Origin of the sequence: Marinobacterium lutimaris (assembly GCF_900108065.1) — a bacterium.
Lineage (GTDB): Bacteria > Pseudomonadota > Gammaproteobacteria > Pseudomonadales > Balneatricaceae > Marinobacterium_D > Marinobacterium_D lutimaris.
Window position 1 is genome coordinate 813,149 of record NZ_FNVQ01000002.1, and the last position, 17,321, is coordinate 830,469.

At 60.0% G+C, this 17,321-nt stretch carries 16 protein-coding genes; 9 read left to right on the top strand and 7 right to left on the bottom strand.

What is annotated here, in order from left to right; all coding sequences use genetic code 11:
- Positions 1-22 precede the first annotated feature (22 nt).
- A complete protein-coding gene (locus C4S72_RS14135; RefSeq protein ID WP_104003782.1) occupies positions 23-2,719 on the top strand; it encodes a [protein-PII] uridylyltransferase in 2,697 nt (898 codons plus the stop codon).
- Between the two features lie 41 nt (positions 2,720-2,760).
- Positions 2,761-3,054 carry a DUF1244 domain-containing protein gene (locus C4S72_RS14140; protein WP_104003783.1) on the top strand — a complete coding sequence of 98 codons (294 nt, stop codon included), beginning with the start codon at positions 2,761-2,763 and terminating at the stop codon, positions 3,052-3,054.
- A 17-nt stretch (positions 3,055-3,071) separates the two neighbouring features.
- Here the strand turns inward: C4S72_RS14140 and C4S72_RS14145 are convergent, their stop codons facing one another.
- Positions 3,072-3,539, bottom strand: coding sequence for an LPP20 family lipoprotein (locus C4S72_RS14145; RefSeq protein ID WP_104003784.1), 468 nt, complete (start codon positions 3,537-3,539; stop codon positions 3,072-3,074).
- 19 nt (positions 3,540-3,558) lie between these two features.
- Entirely contained in the window at positions 3,559-4,239 is a 681-nt protein-coding gene (locus C4S72_RS14150; protein ID WP_235009148.1) for a FlgO family outer membrane protein, read from the bottom strand.
- A gap of 194 nt (positions 4,240-4,433) precedes the next feature.
- Between C4S72_RS14150 and C4S72_RS14155 the strand changes: the two genes are divergently transcribed.
- The 3 genes from C4S72_RS14155 to C4S72_RS14165 all read left to right on the top strand — a co-directional run bounded on the left by C4S72_RS14155 (position 4,434) and on the right by C4S72_RS14165 (position 6,769).
- Entirely contained in the window at positions 4,434-5,648 is a 1,215-nt protein-coding gene (locus tag C4S72_RS14155) for a flagellar assembly protein T N-terminal domain-containing protein (protein ID WP_104003786.1), read from the top strand.
- Positions 5,649-5,805: 157 nt separating this feature from the next.
- The gene (gene zapB / locus C4S72_RS14160; protein ID WP_104003787.1) at positions 5,806-6,000 is read left to right on the top strand and encodes a cell division protein ZapB; all 195 of its coding nucleotides are present in this window, start codon (positions 5,806-5,808) and stop codon (positions 5,998-6,000) included.
- A gap of 43 nt (positions 6,001-6,043) precedes the next feature.
- The gene (locus C4S72_RS14165; protein WP_104003788.1) at positions 6,044-6,769 is read left to right on the top strand and encodes a hypothetical protein; all 726 of its coding nucleotides are present in this window, start codon (positions 6,044-6,046) and stop codon (positions 6,767-6,769) included.
- A gap of 71 nt (positions 6,770-6,840) precedes the next feature.
- Here C4S72_RS14165 and C4S72_RS14170 read toward each other — a convergent pair whose 3' ends face one another.
- Positions 6,841-7,494: an OmpA family protein gene (locus tag C4S72_RS14170; protein ID WP_104003789.1), complete on the bottom strand. Its 654-nt coding sequence runs from the start codon at positions 7,492-7,494 to the stop codon at positions 6,841-6,843.
- Positions 7,495-7,808: 314 nt separating this feature from the next.
- On the opposite strand from C4S72_RS14170, the gene C4S72_RS14175 reads away from it, so the two are divergent.
- Both C4S72_RS14175 and C4S72_RS14180 read left to right on the top strand, forming a co-directional pair.
- Positions 7,809-9,719 carry a beta-ketoacyl synthase gene (locus C4S72_RS14175; RefSeq protein WP_104003790.1) on the top strand — a complete coding sequence of 637 codons (1,911 nt, stop codon included), beginning with the start codon at positions 7,809-7,811 and terminating at the stop codon, positions 9,717-9,719.
- Positions 9,719-10,132, top strand: a complete 414-nt coding sequence (locus tag C4S72_RS14180; protein WP_104003791.1) for a hypothetical protein — start codon at positions 9,719-9,721, stop codon at positions 10,130-10,132. The genes C4S72_RS14175 and C4S72_RS14180 overlap by 1 nt, the downstream gene beginning before the upstream one ends.
- A gap of 18 nt (positions 10,133-10,150) precedes the next feature.
- On the opposite strand, the gene C4S72_RS14185 is transcribed toward C4S72_RS14180, so the two are convergent.
- The 3 genes from C4S72_RS14185 to C4S72_RS14195 form a co-directional block, all read right to left on the bottom strand.
- Positions 10,151-10,942, bottom strand: coding sequence for a TatD family hydrolase (locus C4S72_RS14185; RefSeq protein WP_104003792.1), 792 nt, complete (start codon positions 10,940-10,942; stop codon positions 10,151-10,153).
- 73 nt (positions 10,943-11,015) lie between these two features.
- Positions 11,016-12,599, bottom strand: coding sequence for a peptide chain release factor 3 (locus C4S72_RS14190; RefSeq protein WP_104003793.1), 1,584 nt, complete (start codon positions 12,597-12,599; stop codon positions 11,016-11,018).
- Between the two features lie 101 nt (positions 12,600-12,700).
- Positions 12,701-14,317 (bottom strand): methyl-accepting chemotaxis protein, encoded by a 1,617-nt coding sequence (locus tag C4S72_RS14195; protein ID WP_104003794.1) that lies wholly within the window; start codon positions 14,315-14,317, stop codon positions 12,701-12,703.
- 254 nt (positions 14,318-14,571) lie between these two features.
- Between C4S72_RS14195 and C4S72_RS14200 the strand changes: the two genes are divergently transcribed.
- Both C4S72_RS14200 and C4S72_RS14205 read left to right on the top strand, forming a co-directional pair.
- Positions 14,572-15,861 (top strand): ATP-binding protein, encoded by a 1,290-nt coding sequence (locus C4S72_RS14200; protein ID WP_104003795.1) that lies wholly within the window; start codon positions 14,572-14,574, stop codon positions 15,859-15,861.
- Positions 15,858-16,388 (top strand): response regulator transcription factor, encoded by a 531-nt coding sequence (locus C4S72_RS14205; protein WP_104003796.1) that lies wholly within the window; start codon positions 15,858-15,860, stop codon positions 16,386-16,388. Before C4S72_RS14200 ends, C4S72_RS14205 begins: the two co-directional genes overlap by 4 nt.
- 10 nt (positions 16,389-16,398) lie before the next feature.
- Here C4S72_RS14205 and C4S72_RS14210 read toward each other — a convergent pair whose 3' ends face one another.
- Positions 16,399-17,319, bottom strand: coding sequence for a LysR family transcriptional regulator (locus tag C4S72_RS14210; RefSeq protein WP_104003797.1), 921 nt, complete (start codon positions 17,317-17,319; stop codon positions 16,399-16,401).
- Positions 17,320-17,321: the final 2 nt, after the last annotated feature.

Here is a 17,321-nt window from a genome sequence, read left to right on the forward strand (position 1 = left end):
CAGTAACGGAGTAAACCGCGTTATGACAACCCGTACCCAGCCAACCGAGCAGTTCGCCCGCTATCTGGACGTCGCTTCGCTATCCCAGGAGCTTGAACAGAAACCACCGTTCAAGGTTCTCAAAAAGGCACTGCACGACTCCCAGGAGACGATGAACGAGGCCTTCCGCCAGGGCGAGGATATTCGCCACCTGGTGTATGGCCGCGCCTGGGTACTGGATCAGATTCTGACGCTGGCCTGGCACCGTTTCGAATGGCCCGACGCCAACAGCGTCGCCCTGGTCGCCGTGGGTGGATACGGCCGGGGCGAGCTGCACCCGTTTTCGGATGTGGACATCCTGATTCTGGTCGACGGTGTCGAGGCGGAGAGTTTCGAAGAGAGCATCAGCAGCTTCCTGACACTGCTCTGGGATATCGGCCTGGAGATCGGCTCCAGCGTGCGCACCATCGACGACTGTTACCAGGAGTCGCGCAACGATATCACCATCGCCACCAACCTGATCGAATCACGCACCATCGTCGGTAGCGAAAAGCTGCAGCAGCAGATGTACGAACGGGTGACCTCCGAAGGCGCCTGGACCGACAAGGAGTTCTTCCGCGCCAAGTATGCCGAGCAGAAAGAGCGTCATGAGAAGACCAACAACACCGAGTACAACCTTGAGCCAAACCTGAAAAACTCACCGGGAGGCCTGCGCGATCTGCAGACCATCGGCTGGGTCGCAAAACGCCACTTCGGTGCCACTTATATCCGTGACCTGGTAGCCCACGGTTTCCTGACCGAGTCGGAGCTGGATACGCTGAACAGCGGCGAACTCTATCTCTGGACTGTGCGTTACGCCCTGCACATGATCAGCGGCCGTCGTGAAGACCGCCTGCTGTTCGATCATCAGCGCTCCCTGGCGGACTTTTTCAAATACCAGGATGACGACAGCGCCCTCGCCGTCGAACAGTTCATGAGCAAGTACTACCGTGTCGCCAAGGCGATGTCGGAGTTTAATGACATGCTGCTGCAGTACTTCGACGAGGTGATCCTGCGCGCCGAGGAAGAGCAGCATATCCGTCCGCTCAACAACCGCTTCCAGGTGCATAACGACTACCTCGAAGTCACCTATGACAAGGTGTTCGAGCACCATCCCTTTGCGCTGATGGAGCTGTTCGTGCTGATGGCGCAGCACGAAGAGATCAAGGGCGTGCGCGCCTCCACCATCCGCCTGATCCGTAACCATCGCCACCTGGTGGACGACACCTTCCGCAACGATATCCGCAACACCTCCCTGTTCATGGAGCTGCTGCGCTCACCCGAAGGCGTTTCCACCGAACTCAAGCGGATGAACCGTTACGGCATCCTGGGTCGCTACCTGCCCGAGTTCGGCCGCATCGTCGGCCAGATGCAGCACGACCTGTTCCATATCTACACCGTGGATGCGCACACACTGAAAGTGATTCAGATGATGCGCCAGTTCCGCCACCGCGATCACCGCGACAGCCTGCCGGTAGCGCACCGGGTGGTAAACCAGCTGCCGAAGATCGAGCTGCTCTACATCGCCGGCCTCTACCACGATATCGCCAAGGGGCGCGGCGGCGACCACTCGGAACTGGGCGCCGATGACGTGATCGCCTTCTGCCGTCGTCACCATATTGCCCAGTGGGACACCCAGCTGATCGCCTGGCTGGTGCGCAACCACCTGAAGATGTCGATGACCGCCCAGCGCCGCGATCTGTCAGACCCTCAGGTGATCCATACCTTCGCCGAGCAGGTCTGCGACAGCATCCATCTGGACTATCTCTACGTGCTCACCGTGGCCGATATCAACGCCACCAACCACACGCTCTGGAACAGCTGGCGAGCCAGCCTGCTGCGCCAGCTCTACATGGAAACCAAGCGTGCCCTGCGTCGCGGTCTGGAAAATCCGGTCAACAAGACCGAGCGTATCGCCCAGGTGCAGCACGAAGCGCTGCAGGCGCTGTCACGCATGGGGGTCACCTCCAAGGCCGCCCGCGAGCTGTGGGAAACCCTCGGTGACGACTACTTCCTGCGTGAGGAGCCGAAAGCGATCGCCCATCACACCCAGGCGATCCTTGAGCACCCCCACACCGACATTCCGCTGGTTACGCTGGAGAAAACCTCCTACCGCAGCCACGAGGGCGCCACCGAGATCTTTATCTACACCCAGGACGCGCCGAACCTGTTCGCGGCCACGGTATCCACTCTGGACCAGCTGCAGCTCAGCGTTCAGGACGCACGCATCATCGTCAGTGAAAATGGCTACGCGCTGAACAACTACACCGTTCTGACCGATGATGACCAGCCGCTGTCGGACAACCCTGATTACCTCAACGCGATCCGCCAGCGCCTGATCGAGGAACTGGACGATCCGGATGACTACCCGGATATCGTGCAGCGTCGGGTACCGCGCCAGCTCAAGGCGTTTGCCACCAAGACCCGCGTCCTGGTCAGCAACGACCCCAACCTGCAGCAGACCGTGCTTGAAGTGATTACCGCCGACCGTCCAGGGCTGCTGGCCCGTATCGGCCATATCTTCGTCGAGTTCGGCATCACCCTGCGCAAGGCGAAGATCGCCAATGTGGGCGAGCGCGTAGAGGACTTCTTCTTCATCACCGATATGAATGATCAGCCGATCAGCGATCCGGTGCTTTGCGAACGCCTGCAAAAGGCGATCTGCGAACAGCTGGACGAACACGTCCAGCACAGCCAGTAACCCACTATAAGAAACAAGCTAGCCAGTAACGGGATAACAGAATGAACGAAGCAAAACGTACCGAAATCGAAGCCGCCGTATTCCGCCGCCTGCTGCAGCACCTGGATGAGCGCAAGGATGTACAGAACATCGACCTGATGAACCTGGCCGGATTCTGCCGCAACTGCCTGTCCAAGTGGTACTCCGCCGCTGCCGAGGAGCGCGGTGAATCAGTGGACTACGAGCAGGCCCGCGAACTGGTGTATGGCGAGCCGTACAGCGACTGGAAGAAGAAATATCAGCAGGAGGCAACCGCAGAACAGCTGGCTGCCTTCGAGAAAAGCCAGGAGAAATGAATCAGGAAAGGTAAGCCTTACTCGGCGGCGCGTACCCAGGCGCGCTGCACCTGGTTCATATCCACCTCAAGCACCGTGGCGTAGGTATCATCCTGTACCGGGTAGGATTTCACCACCCGGGCGCCACGCACGATGCCCGCCACCGCGGTTTTAAAGCGGTCATTACTCACCACCATGTCGTTCACCTGGGTAGTGCCGTACAGGTACTGGCCATGAATCACGCCAGCCAGCTCCTGATAAGCGCGCAGCTTTGATGCCCGCATCGCCATCAGTACTTTCTGCTGTGGCGTTTGCCCTGGCTGCAGGCTGATCGGTGCGTAGCCGGTGGCACTGACCCAGTGTGGCTGGGCCGCCTTTTCGATCCGCGGCGTATGATCCACATCCGGCATCGCATCCACCGTATCGGAGAAGCCCTGGGCGATGGTTTCGCAGCCACTCAGCAGCACCACGGTGCACAGAGCGAATAGGATATTGAGTCTCTTCACGGTTCGGTTCCTGCCTGGCTCAGCGGTCTAGGCCCACCGGGCCCTGTCTGTTTTCGATAATCATACCGGATTGCAACGCCTGCAGCGGGTCATAGCCGGGCCACTGCCCTTCCAGCCGTTCGTTGGAGATATGGGTCTGCCCCGAGGCGAGCACCTGCCGCGTCGTGGTATCCAGAACCCTCGCGTTGATGACCAGACCATTTGGCTGGCGCGCATAGGTGCCTGTGAGTACAAAGTAGATCCGATGCGAGTGCCGCAACAGCGACAGCGATGCCGGGTCCAGCTCCGGCTTGGCGGTGGTGGTCAGGCTGACGGCGCGATAATCCACCAGGTTGTAGCCCAGGTGCTCCATCTGAAAGATGAAGCTGTCGCTGAGACGCTCCCCCATCGGCCCCACCTGGTCGCGCTGCATCAGGTTATGAAATTTGAGTACCGCCATCGGCAGCCGCCGGATACGGTTTTCATCCAGCCCCGATACCAGTTGCCCCGCCATCTGCTGCACTGCTTCACTGACCGGATCCATCGCGCCATCGGCCTCGCCGACCTGGGCCAGCGCCGCCGTACGTCCTACACGACCACTTTCGGCACCGGGATTGACCACCGATTCAATCTGGGACAAAGCCTCGGGACCAAAGCGCTCCACCTGCACAGGCTCCAGCGCGCCTTCCTGCGATGCGCAGCCCGCAAGCAGAGTCAGCATCAATGCTGCTGTTGCACCTGTCACCCTGTTTATCGGCGAGATCATCGGCGAGTTACCTTTCCTGTTTAAACCCTTGCTCTTCGCGCCCGCGCTCTTAACACGCTCAGCCCGGGGGCGCGACATTCCTATCCGAAACAGCTCTATGCTACATTCTCGCAAGTCCTGTCACTACTTGTATCGGTCAGCCTCGGTCTATGTTGAGTATTCTTCGCCATCTGCTGGTTCTTATGACACTGGCCATCGCCCTGCCTGCCCAGGCCATCCCGGTCGAAGCCGAAGGGCGCGCCCTGGTGGTCAACGGCGATATCACTTCGGCCCGCAAACAGGCGATCGCCGATGCCCGCCAGGCGGCGTCTCTGCAGGCGGCAGCCTATATCTCCACCACCCAGGAGATCCGCGATGGCGTGCTTGAAATTGACGACATGAAGCTCCAGACCTTCGGCACGGTCAGCAACGTGGAGGTGCTGGATGAGCGGATCGAGAACAAGATGCTGATCGTGCGAATCAGCGCCGATGTGATGGAAAACGCTTCCTGCCCTTCACCCGGCGCCCTCGATCATCGCAAGCGCGTGGCACTGACCCTGTTCCCTCTCAGCGAGCCTCGCCAGGCCAGTACCGGAGCCCTTGGCGAGATCCAGTCACGCCTGCCAAGCCTGCTCGCCCAGGGACTGCAGCAGAGCAGCGCCATCGAACCGCTGGACTTCAGCCGCAGCAACCTGATCAGGGACGTAGCCACCGCCCCGACCAATCAGCTGCCCGACGGTGGCCTCAGCAATGCACTGCAGAGCAGCGGCGAACCACTCAAGGCTCAGTTCATTATCTCCGGCGTAATCCGCGATATGTCGATGCGTACGCCGGTGGGTCCGTCCGAGCCCAATATTATCGTCGACCTGTATAACGAAGCCGACTACAAGGCCAAACGCCACCTGCGCAACCTGGCACTGGAGCTGTTTATCTATGACGGGCTCAGCGGCCAGCTGCTCGATCGCAGGCTGTTCACCACTCAGGGCCGCTGGACCCGCCCGCGTGAAGAGCGCACAGGTTTTGCCAGCGCCGCGTTCTGGCAGCAGGATTACGGCCAGCAGGTTCAGGCGCTGATAGCCGACACCTCCAACTGGCTGGATGAACGCCTGCGCTGCGAGCCGCTGGCAGCCCGCATCAGCCGTACCAGTGGCGACCAGATCTGGATCGAGGCCGGCAGCACCCAGGGCGTCGAAAAAGACGATAACTTCACGATACTGCGCCGGATGACCTTCTACGACGATCAGATGCGTACCTACTCGGAGCTAAACGACACTCAGGTCACGCTGAAAATCGAGTCGGTGCAGCCCGGTTTCGCTCGCGGTCGTATCGTCGGCGACAGCCTCAGCCACAACATCCAGAGTGACGATATTGCTGTACTGAGGTAGTGCAGAGACAGTTCAACAATAGTCAGGATATGAACAGGCGAGGCAGAGACGCTATATACTTGTTCACAGCATACTAGAACCCGATTGACACCCGACCTCCCCCCTCTTAGTCTGCGCTCCGGACTATTGCTGCGTGTTACTGATGGGAGTGTTTTTGATGTCAAACGAGATCTTTTCCGAACTGGAAAACAAACTGGATTCTCTGATCGAGGAAGTGGAAACCCTGCGCCTGGAGATCAGCGAACTGCGCGAAGTGCGTGATGGCCTGAAAGCGGAGCAAAACGAGGCTGAAGATCGCCTGAAGAAACTGCTGGGCATGTTTGACCGGCTTGAGGAGAGCGCGGCCATTTAACGTGAGACGCCGACGACCCCGGCGTTCCAGGTGGGAGTTCACCATGAAGGCAAGAACGCTGTTACTGTTGTCGGCCGACATTGCCGGCGCCACCGCCTACAAAGAGGCGCATAGCGCCGGCGACACCACACCGGAGTGGCTACTCCCTTTCACCGCTTTTTTCCGCGAAGCCCCCGCCGTACTGATGGGCAAGCTTGCCCTGGCCTTTATCGAATACGATGATCTACCCGCACTGCGCGTCTGGCGCGTCGCCGGCGACGAGATCATTTTCCTGGCAGAACCCCGCAACGCCGCGGAAGCGCTCGGCATCGTCGAGGCCTTTGCCGCCATGGTGGCGGACTACAATGCGCGCCTTGCCGATCTACACGGACTTTACCTGCGCGGCGGCGCCTGGGCCGCACCGATCGGCACGCAGAACATAGAGATAGAGATTCTTGAGATCCCCTCAGCTACCGAAGCCGGCGAGGCCTACAAGGAGTATGTGGGTCCAGATGTGGACAGCGGTTTTCGCCTGCTGAAAAACGCCCCCAACGGCCATATCGTGCTGTCACTGAAACTGGCGGCGGCACTGGCGGCGGGCGGCTGCCTCGGGCAGCTCTGCATCGGTCATGTGGATAACCAGCCCCTGAGGGGACTGTTCGGCGGTAAGCCCTACCCTATTCTGATTGCGGGCAAGGGAACACTGGACTGCGGCGCATTGATCGCGTTGGAGGAAAACTTTATTGCAACCTTCGCACGCCGCCCCCAGGTGCTTCGCTTCAGCAGCTAGCTTTAGCGGCTGACTTTTACACCCAAGGGCGATCGTTCAGCACTCATCGGGCGATGAGTGCTGTCTCTGCATCAGCGCTGGGTACCGCGGATACGCACTTCAACACGACGGTTGATGGCACGGCCGGATGCACTGCCGTTGTCTGCGATCGGGTTACGCTCACCGTAACCACGCGCATTCAGACGCAGTCGATCCACGCCCACTGACATCAGGTACTGCGCCACAGATTCGGCACGACGCTCTGACAGCTGCTGGTTGTAGTCTGCACTACCGGTGGAATCGGTATAGCCTTCCACATCCACCTGGGTCTTGTTGAACTTCATCAACACCTTGGCCACGGAGTCCAGCACCGGGTAGAAACCGGAATCGATCCGCGTGCTGTCGGTAGCAAAGGTAATATTGCCAGGCATCACCAGGCGGATATCGTCGCCCATACGCTCAACCCTTACGCCTGTGCCTTCAAGTTCCTGGCGCAGACGCATCTCCTGCTGGTCCTGGTAATAACCGATGCCGCCGCCAATGGCCGTACCAAGCGCTGCGCCCGCGAGCGCACCTTCACTGTCATCAGCGATCACCGCGCCCAGTATCGCTCCACCCAGGGCGCCAATACCGGCTCCCTTGGTGGCCTGAGAAGTCTTGCTCTCCTGGGTGTAGGGGTCCAGCGTGGTGCACCCTCCCAGCAGGGCAAGAGACAGGATCGATACCGCAGTTGCTTTATAAATCATTGTATTGCTCCTACAGTCATTCCAGAAAACATCCTGTTGCAGACCGGTAAACGTCCGTGCGGTTCCTTCCGCTGCCTAACATTCAAACACTAATTTAACTTCCAATTCTATTTAGCCCAGCATAGCTTAACGGCGCATGAAAAAAGTGAACAACCCGACAAACAAACACAAGCTATACCGAAGTTGCAGGCTCTCTCGCCCCAGACTGGCCCAAAGCGCACCCGTGTGCACTGGCCTAGAGCCTTGAGTCCCGATAAAATATCCACAGACTTAATTAGTATTATTCTATCGCGTGACAGCCCGAGGAGTTCCCCTTGCCCCATCTTCCCGTCATAGTCGGCTTCGGTGGTATCAGCCCGGCCGGAAGAGCGTCTTTCCATCATGGCTATCGCCGCCTGATCATGGACAAGCTCGACCCTGAGACGCGACAGGAAACGGTCATCGGCCTCGCCACACTGATGGGCCTGGCCAGTTTCGAGGACGGCAGTTACCTCAACGCCGACGGCCAGCGGGTCAGCGAAGCTGAGCTGGCGAAAGCGGTGGAACCGGCCGTGATGGACAACACCCTGATCCGTCGCATCCACCCCGACTGGTTTGACGTCAACGCGGTCACTTTCAACCGCCCCGCCGATATCCGCGGCGAAGACGATGTCCTGACGTTCCAGCTGCGCCGCCGCCACCTGCCCGCCACCCTGCCAGATAACTGGGAGGTCACCGAGCTTGAAGGCGGCCAGGCACAGGTCCGTGTCAGCGGTCAGTGCAGCCTGATCTTCCCCGACACCCGCGAGGCCCAGGTACAGAGCGCCGGCATGCTGCCGACCGGTTTTCATCCGGGCACCCTGTACCAGTCACGCAACCATCCGCGCGGACTGCAGATGGCCGTCTACGCCGCATCCGATGCGCTGAGTTCAGTGGGTATCGGCTTTGAAGAGATCATGAGCCACCTGGCTCCGGATCAGGTCGCAGTGTTCGCCAGCAACTCCATCGGCCAGATGGACGACCTCGGCTTCGGCGGCCTGACCAAATTCCCGGGCCTGGGCAAACGCACCACCTCCAAGCAGATGCCGCTGGGCTATGCCCAGATGCCTGCCGACTTTATCAACGCTTACCTGCTGGGCAACGTGGGCACCACCGGCGGTGCGCTCGGCGCCTGCGCCACCTTCCTCTACAACCTGAAGAACGGTGTCGAGGCGATCCGCAGCGGCCAGTGCAAGCTGGCGATGATCGGCGGATCCGATGCGCCGGTAACCCCGGAGATCATCGAAGGCTTCCGCGCCATGGGCGCACTGGCGGAAGATCGTCAGCTGGCGGCTCTTGATGGTCTCGACCAGCTCAGCGAAGAACATTACCGCCTGGCCTGCCGCCCGTTCGGCGAGAACTGCGGTTTCACCATCGGCGAATCCAGCCAGTTTCTGGTGTTGATGAGCGACGATCTGGCGCTGGAGCTCGGCGCCGATATCCACGGCTGCGTGCCGGACGTTTACGTCCATGCCGACGGCCACAAGAAGTCGATCTCCGCACCCGGCATCGGCAACTACATGACGCTGGGCAAATCTGCATCGCTGATTCGCAGCATGCTCGGCGAAGACTCCCTGCGCCAGCGCAGCTATGTGCAGGCCCACGGCACCAGCACGCCGCAGAACCGGGTCACCGAATCCCACGTGATCAATGAAATCGCCCAGGCGTTCGATATCTCCGACTGGACGGTATCCGCGGTCAAGGCGTTTATCGGTCACTCCCAGGGCACCGCCGGCGGCGACCAGATCGCCACGGCGCTGGGCCTCTGGCGCTATGGCATCATTCCGGGCCTGACCACCACCAAGGCGATCGCCGAGGATGTGCATCAGACACGCCTGCACATTCCGCTGCAGCATCTGGAGAGCGGCAGCGACAGCATGGATTCCGTGCTGATCAACGCCAAGGGGTTTGGCGGCAACAACGCCACGGCCACCCTGTTCTCGCCGCAGATCACCGAGCAGCTGCTGACCCGCCGTCACGGCGAAAGCGCCATGACCGACTGGCGCAAACGCCGCGAGGAAACCCGCGAAAAAGCGGCAGAGTACGATCTGAACGCCACACGCGGCCTGGTTCGCCCAACCTACCTTTACGATCACCAGGTGCTCACCGGCGAAGACCTGAAGATCAGTGAACATCAAATCGAGCTGCCGGGTTACAGCAACCCGATCAGCCTGGATATGGATAACCCTTACAAGGACTTGAGCTGATGCGCATCGGAAGCAAGACAAGAACCGCACTGACGGCAGGCCTGATCACTCTTTCACTGGCCGGCTGCGGTGGGGATTTCCTCAAGCAGGACCCGACCGTGGATCAGTTTTACACCCTGGACAGCGAAAAGCTGATGCTCTGCCGTGGCCTGACACGCGAATGCCGCGACCTGATTCCGATCGCCTCGGCCCAGCATCTGGCCCCAAAAATCGAGCGCGCCTACGGCACTGACCTCAAGGGCCCGAACTATCCGCTCAACCTGACCCGGATGATGATCAATCCGCCGGATGGCAGCTACAAGGCCTCACCGGTGGATGAAAACGGCCGTTATATTCGCCTGCCGATTAACGAGCAGACCGACCTGGTCTGGGACGTACTGCAAGAAGCTCACGACTCGATCTACGAAGACTGAGGACCAAGTCACACGGGCTCAACGCTTGGGCTCAAGCAGCTCAAGCAGCTCAAGCACTGTGCGGGAGGTGGTTTCAGCCACCTCCTCCACAGAGATCCCGCGCAGCTGAGCGATAATCCCTGCCACATCCGCCACCCGCATCGGTTCATTGGGCGCATCGCGCCAGTCACTCAGCGCCATATCGGGTGCATCGGTTTCCAGCACTATTGAGGTCAAAGGCAATTCAGCGGCCAGACGGCGCAGTTTGGTGGCCCGGCTGTAGCTGATCGCACCGCCGAAACCGAGCTTGAAGCCCAGTTTCAGGTACTCCTGCGCCTGCTGTTCACTACCGGAGAAGGCATGAACAATGCCCGCCCGCGGTAACGCGAAACGGCGCAGCTGTTTCAGCATCTGATCATGCGCCTTGCGCACATGCAGCAGCACCGGCAGGTTGGCGGCTTTAGCGATCTTCAGCTGGGCTACCAGCAGTTCGGTCTGCGCCTCGGGGTCGAAACCGTCGATTTGGAAATCCAGGCCGATCTCACCGATCGCCACCAGCGCTTCACGGTGCGATTCAACTTCGCTGGCCAGGCGCTCGATATCCACCGGGCGATGCTGGTCCATAAAGCAGGGATGCAGCCCCAGCGCGGGATAGAGCGAGACGCCTTCAGCACCCCTGGTACTGAGATCAAGGCAGCGCTGCCAATGTTCAGCGGTGACGCCGGGTACGACTATGGCACCGATGCCTGCCTGCCGGGCAGACTCGACCACCTGCTCGCGACGGGCGTCGAAAACGGGAAAATCCAGGTGGCAGTGAGAATCGATCAGCATGGACCGCAGTATGGCACAGATGGAGATGCGGGCCGTCCAGAAAAGACGGCCCGAGTGAAGGCAAAGAGCGGGATCAGTGCTCCCGGGTGGCGCGGAAGGCGATATCCGGCCAGCGCTCTTCGGTCAGCGACAGGTTAACGCGGGTCGGCGCCAGGTAAGTCAGCAGACCTGAACCGTCATACGCCAGGTTGTCGTAGGCCTTGCGCTCAAACTCATCGAGCATCTTGTTATCTTTGCACTCAACCCAGCGCGCTGTAGCCACGCTGATCCCTTCGTAGACGCACTCCACCTTGTACTCGTCCTTAAGGCGGAACACCACCACTTCAAACTGCAGCTGACCTACGGCGCCGAGAATCAGGTCGTTGTTCTTCATCGGCTGGAACAGCTGCACCGCGCCCTCTTCGGACAGCTGCTGCAGACCTTTCTGCAACTGCTTCATCTTAAGCGGATCGGTGGGACGCACACGACGGAACATCTCCGGCGCAAAGTGAGGAATACCGGTGAACTTAAGCTGCTCGCCCTCGGTGAAGGTATCGCCGATCTGGATGGTGCCGTGGTTGTGCAGACCGATAATATCGCCAGACCAGGCGGTATCCACGTTCTCACGGTCGCCAGCGAGGAAGGTCACCGCATCGGCGATCTTTACATCCTTGCCGATACGCACGTGCTTCATTTTCATGCCGCGGCTGTATGCACCGGAGCAGATACGCATGAAGGCGATACGGTCGCGGTGCTTGGGATCCATGTTCGCCTGGATCTTGAAGACGAAACCGGAAAACTTCTCTTCGGTGGCTTCCACATCTCGGGTTTCGGTGCTGCGAGCCGGAGGCGCTGGCGCCCAGTCAACGAAGTCGTCGAGCATTTCGCGCACACCGAAGTTACCCAGTGCGGTACCGAAGTAGACCGGCGTCTGCTTGCCCGCCATGTACGCATCCTGATCCCACTCGTGGGTAGCGCCGCGCACCAGCTCGATCTCATCGACAAACTCGTCGTACTCATCGTCCAGCAGAGCCTTAGCCTCGTCGGAGTCCAGCCCTTTGATCAGTTTTTCTTCAGCCAGGGTGTGACCCATGCCCGGGGTGAACAGATGCAGGGTATCGGTGTAGAGGTTGTACACGCCCTTGAAGCGCTTGCCGGAAGCGATCGGCCAGTTGATCGGCGCCGCCTCGATCTTCAACACCTCTTCGATCTCGTCGAGCAGCTCGATGGGATCACGGATATCGCGGTCCAGCTTGTTGACGAAAGAGAAGATCGGCGTGTCGCGCAGACGGCAGACCTCCATCAGCTTGATGGTCCGTTCCTCGACACCCTTGGCGCCGTCCACCACCATCAGCGCGGAGTCCACCGCGGTCAGGGTGCGGTAGGTATCCTCGGAGAAGTCCTCGTGCCCCGGGGTATCGAGCAGGTTAACGGTCCGGTCTTTGTAAGGGAACTGCATCACGGAGGAGGTGATGGAGATACCACGCTCCTGCTCCATGCTCATCCAGTCGGAGGTGGCGTGCCGGTCACTGCCCCGCCCTTTCACGGTGCCCGCCACCTGAATCAGCTGTCCGATCAACAGCAGCTTCTCGGTGATGGTGGTCTTACCGGCGTCGGGGTGGGAGATGATCGCGAAGGTGCGGCGCTTGGCCACTTCCTGCTGAACGTTCTGAGACATGGGTAGGGAATTTCCAGCTTTCAGGGCGGCTGCCGGATAATCCGGCAGCCTGGATTCGAAAAGGCGTTATTCTCGCCGATCAGAAGCCGTACGACAATCGATCAGACCTTGAAACGCCCGACGAGCTCGGAGAGCTGCTGCGACAGGCGGTTGATATCCGCCGCCAGCGCCTCGTTTGCCTCGGCCACCTCTGCAGCGGAGGCGGTCTGGTCATTAAGCGAGGAGAGATTCTGGCCGATCTCATCGGATACGGCGCTCTGCTCCTCTGTGGCCTGGGCGGTCTGTACCGACAGGTCGCTGACACGGGTAAAGGACTCGCGCAGAGAACCGAACATCTGGTTCAGCTCGCCCAGGCTGATCATGGAATCATCCGCAGAGGCCTTGCCTGCATCGATCACCTTCACCGATTCGGCGACGCTTTTCTGCAGCCGCTCAATCATCCCCTGGATACGGCCGGTGCTCTCCTGGGTACGGGTAGCCAGCACCCTCACCTCGTCGGCCACCACCGCAAAGCCGCGTCCCTGTTCACCGGCGCGGGCCGCTTCGATCGCCGCATTCAGCGCCAGCAGGTTGGTCTGCTCGGCAATATCGCCGATGACGTCGACCACGGAGGCGATCTCGTTGGACTCCTTCTCCAGCTCATCGGAACGGGAACGTGCCTGCTCCATCTCCGAGGCCAGCTCGGCGATCTGGTTGTTGGTCTGCTCCAGCACCGTTTCGCCTTTTTCCACCAGTTCGGTGGAGGTTTCGGCTTCCTGGGCGGTGCCGTTGGCCACCGTTGCCATCTCCTTGTTGGCCAGGCTCATCTCATGCACGGCGCTGACAATGGAGTTGGAGGCGTTACCAAGGCTGCCGGTGATTTCACGGGTACGGTCCGAAGACTCGGACAGTGTCTCGATCAGGCGCCCGAATTCGTTGGACTGGCTCATGATAGAGCCCACCAGCGCCTGCAGTTTGTCGAGGAAGTGGTTGAACTCACGGCCCAGGTCACCGAGCTCATCATGGCTGCGAGCATCAACGCGAGCGGTCAGGTCACCATCGCCCTCAGCAATATCACGCACGCTGGCGGTGAGATCCGCAGTCTGACGCGCGAGCCGTTTAGGCACCAGGTAGCTGACGATCAGTGCGATCAGCACGGCAATGGCGATCACAATTCCACGCAGCAACTGCGCTGATTCCACCCTCTCCTGAATATCGGCTTGTTCCTCAACCGCTGTTGCCTGCGCCGCTTCACCCGCCTTGTCGAGGATGCTGCGCAGGCGACTGAACGCTTCGCCGGCCTGCTTTTCAGCACTGGCTAGCTCCGAAGCCGAAGCGTCCGCACTGGCTACGACGCGGTTGGAAGCAGCCAGCCACTCACTGAAGGCACGGTCAAAATCACTGAAGCTATTCACCAGCTGCGGATATCCGGCCATGGTTTCCCGGTATATCTGGAAACGATCCTTGACCTGGTTGGCATTCTCCTGACGATCCGCCTCCAGTTTCGCCATATCGCCCTGGCCGTAGATCTGCTGAAGCTCGGCTTCGCGGGCCTGGTAAAGGTCACGATCCGCATTCAATACTGTGGAGATTGCTGGCATAAAAGTACCGGTCTGGTGCTCATATCCCTGCTGCTGGAGATCAAGCAAGCGTGAAGAGAGAACCAGAGAGATCAGAATAGCTACAGTGAGTAGCACACTGGGGATAGAGCTTTTTACTCGGATACTGCGGATGTTCATGCGGAAAAAGCCTCGACAGAGAGTATTTTTATAGTGTCCACGCATCCTGCCTGGATGCAGATCATCCCTGTTTTTTTGGGGAACTCACATTACCCGTTAATTATTATGGAATATATCGACCGGCAAAAAAATCACTTAAAAATTTTAATGTCTCTTTTTTGATCCACTTTTATTATTAGATGCGACATTCTGCCCTATCAGCAGAGGCTGACCGAAGCGCTACAATAGCCCATCCTTAATCAAGCAAGCCTACCATGCCCGGTTATCACGAAACCCTGTTACAGCTGACCTACACCCGCGTGCTGATCCTGTTCGGTCTCAGCACCCTGGTACTTGCCGCCATCTACGTAGTCGGCGCCGGCGTCGACGTCTGGCTGATCTGCGCTACCCTCGGCATGATGGCGCTGATCAACCTGTTTACCTACGCACGCCTGCACTCTCACTGGCCGGTCACCGAAAGTGAGCTGTTTTCCCAGCTCTGCGCCGACGCCATTCTTTACGGTGCGCTGATCTACCAGACCGGCGGTGCGACCAACCCGTTTATTTTTCTGCTGCTGATACCGCTGCTGATTTCGGCGGCGACGCTCTCCGGGCGCTTTACCTGGCTGATGGCGGTGATCGTCGTGCTGTTCTACAGCTCGCTGCTGCGCTACTACCTGCCGGTACTGCCACCCCAGACCGAGCACCATTTCAGCCTTGGCGCCCTGTTCGATCTGCATATCATCGGCATGTGGATGAACTTCCTGCTGACAGTCCTGCTGATCACCTGGTTCCTGGTCCGTATGCAGCACTCCATGCGCCAGCAGGAACGGCGCCTGAGCCGGGAGCGTGAACGCCGCATCCGTGACCAGCAGATGGTGTCTCTGGCCACCTTTGCCGCCGGCACCGCCCATGAGCTGGGCACGCCGCTGTCCACCATGAGCGTGATCCTCAAGGATATGGCGCTGACCCATAAGGACCCGGAAACGGCCGAGGATATCGCCCTGTTGCAGCAGCAGGTGGGAGCCTGCTCTGACCGGCTGCAGGCGATGGCACGCAGCGCCCGCGATGCCGATGTAACGCAGAAAATGTCCGTAAGCCAGCTACTCGAAGAGCTGCTCGACGAGTGGCAGATCATCCGCCCCCAGGCCCGCTATCAGCGTCTCGACCTGCAACCAGGTAACGCACCGCAGCTGGCCACCAGCCCACAGCTGAAACAGGCGCTGACCAACCTGCTCAACAATGCCGCCGACGCCTCAGACGAGCCGCTGGAGATCGAGCTGGACTGGGACAAGAGCAATATCTGGCTGCGCATTCACGACCAGGGGCCTGGACTACCGCTGAGCAGCTCCGCCAACCTGGGGCGTCCGTTTGTCACCACCAAGGGCAAGGGGCTGGGTATAGGACTGTTCCTGACTGCCACCACCCTGGCCCAGCATGAGGGCGAGGTCAGACTGTACGACCACCCCAAAGGCGGTACACTGACCGAGGTGCGACTTCCCATCGCGGCACCCGATATCGCCAAAGCCGATATCGTCACACCTGATAACAAGGAGGCAGAGTGAGCGAGCAGTTCCTGGTGGTCGATGACGACCCCACTTTCACTCGGGTACTGGCGCGATCACTGACCCGCCGCGGCTTCAATGTCAGCGTGGCGCGCAATGTGGAGGAGGCGCTGATCCAGGCCAGGGAAGAGACTCCGGCACTGGCCAGCGTCGATCTGAAGATGGAGGGGCCTTCAGGGCTTGAGCTGATTGCCGGGCTGAGAGAGCTCAACCCGGAGATGAAGATCCTGATCCTCACCGGCTACGCCAGCATCGCCACCGCGGTGGATGCGATCAAGCTGGGAGCCACCAACTACCTGCCCAAGCCCGCCGATGCCGATCAGATTCTGGCGGCGCTGAACCAGCAGGAAGCGGACGCCGGCCAGCAGATCAGCTCCGATCCCATGTCGGTAAACCGGCTGGAGTGGGAGCATATCCAGAAGGTGCTGACCGAGCACGAAGGCAACATCTCCGCCACCGCGCGGGCGCTGGGGATGCACCGCCGCACCCTGCAGCGCAAACTGCAGAAGCGCCCGGTAAGGCGCTAAACCGGAAAGCTCATGCCTGAGCCTGGCCGAGCGCCAGCGCTTGCAGAAAGGTGTCCAGCACCATATTAGGCCGCACGCCCTTGCGGGTGATCGCCGCGTACTCCATCTCATAGCTCATCTGCCGAGGACACAGCGCCCGCATCTGGCCAGACTGCACCCAGCGCTCGGCATAATGATCGGGCAGAAAGCCCAGATAGAGGCCGGTCAGGATCATAAAGGCGATCCCCTCCCGATCCGATGCCCGGGCCGTGACATTGAGCTGTTCCAGCAGTTTCTTCATCTCGGGACTGGGCGCAAAGCTCTGCCCCACTGCTTCCTGCCGGGCCAACAGACCCAAGTCGATATCCGCATCGTCGCAGGCAAACAGCGGGTGCTCGGCACTGCAGTACAGGCTCGAGGTTTCGCTGTAGAGCGGATGGAACACCAGCCCGGAAACCTTTTGCACCTGGGGCACAACCCCCAGATGCAACTGCCCATCCACCACGCCGCGTTCGACGATGCCCGGCGAGAGCATACGGATATCGATACTGACCGCCGGGCCCTGCGCCTTCAGCGCCGCCAGCGCCCGTGTCACCGACATATGCGGCAGGGTGACCAGGTTATCGGTAATACCGATCACCAGCTCCCCCTTGAGCTGCTGATGGATGGAGTTGATCTCGGTGCGGAAGCCATCCAGTGCGGTATGCAGCTGCAGCAGCGCCTGGTACGCCTGGCGGCCCTCATCGGTGAGGGCAAAGCCGGCGCGGCCGCGCTGACAGAGTCTCAGCCCGAGCCGCTTTTCCAGGTCCGCCATGCTGGCACTGATCGCTGAACTGCTGACGTTGAGCTCCACCTCCGCCTGGGCAAATCCCCCCGCCTCCACCACGGTGCGGAACACTTTCAGCAGACGCAGATCGATATCACTGATCTGCCCAAGCAGGTTTTTACTCATCG

Coding starts and splice junctions, on each gene's coding strand:
- C4S72_RS14195 (WP_104003794.1), bottom strand. CDS start 14,317: ATGAACATCCGCAGTATCCGAGTAAAAAGCTCTATCCCCAGTGTGCTA.
- C4S72_RS14135 (WP_104003782.1), top strand. CDS start 23: ATGACAACCCGTACCCAGCCAACCGAGCAGTTCGCCCGCTATCTGGAC.
- C4S72_RS14165 (WP_104003788.1), top strand. CDS start 6,044: ATGAAGGCAAGAACGCTGTTACTGTTGTCGGCCGACATTGCCGGCGCC.
- C4S72_RS14150 (WP_235009148.1), bottom strand. CDS start 4,239: ATGCTGACTCTGCTTGCGGGCTGCGCATCGCAGGAAGGCGCGCTGGAG.
- C4S72_RS14185 (WP_104003792.1), bottom strand. CDS start 10,942: ATGCTGATCGATTCTCACTGCCACCTGGATTTTCCCGTTTTCGACGCC.
- C4S72_RS14170 (WP_104003789.1), bottom strand. CDS start 7,494: ATGATTTATAAAGCAACTGCGGTATCGATCCTGTCTCTTGCCCTGCTG.
- C4S72_RS14190 (WP_104003793.1), bottom strand. CDS start 12,599: ATGTCTCAGAACGTTCAGCAGGAAGTGGCCAAGCGCCGCACCTTCGCG.
- C4S72_RS14200 (WP_104003795.1), top strand. CDS start 14,572: ATGCCCGGTTATCACGAAACCCTGTTACAGCTGACCTACACCCGCGTG.
- C4S72_RS14140 (WP_104003783.1), top strand. CDS start 2,761: ATGAACGAAGCAAAACGTACCGAAATCGAAGCCGCCGTATTCCGCCGC.
- zapB (WP_104003787.1), top strand. CDS start 5,806: ATGTCAAACGAGATCTTTTCCGAACTGGAAAACAAACTGGATTCTCTG.
- C4S72_RS14180 (WP_104003791.1), top strand. CDS start 9,719: ATGCGCATCGGAAGCAAGACAAGAACCGCACTGACGGCAGGCCTGATC.
- C4S72_RS14155 (WP_104003786.1), top strand. CDS start 4,434: ATGTTGAGTATTCTTCGCCATCTGCTGGTTCTTATGACACTGGCCATC.
- C4S72_RS14210 (WP_104003797.1), bottom strand. CDS start 17,319: ATGAGTAAAAACCTGCTTGGGCAGATCAGTGATATCGATCTGCGTCTG.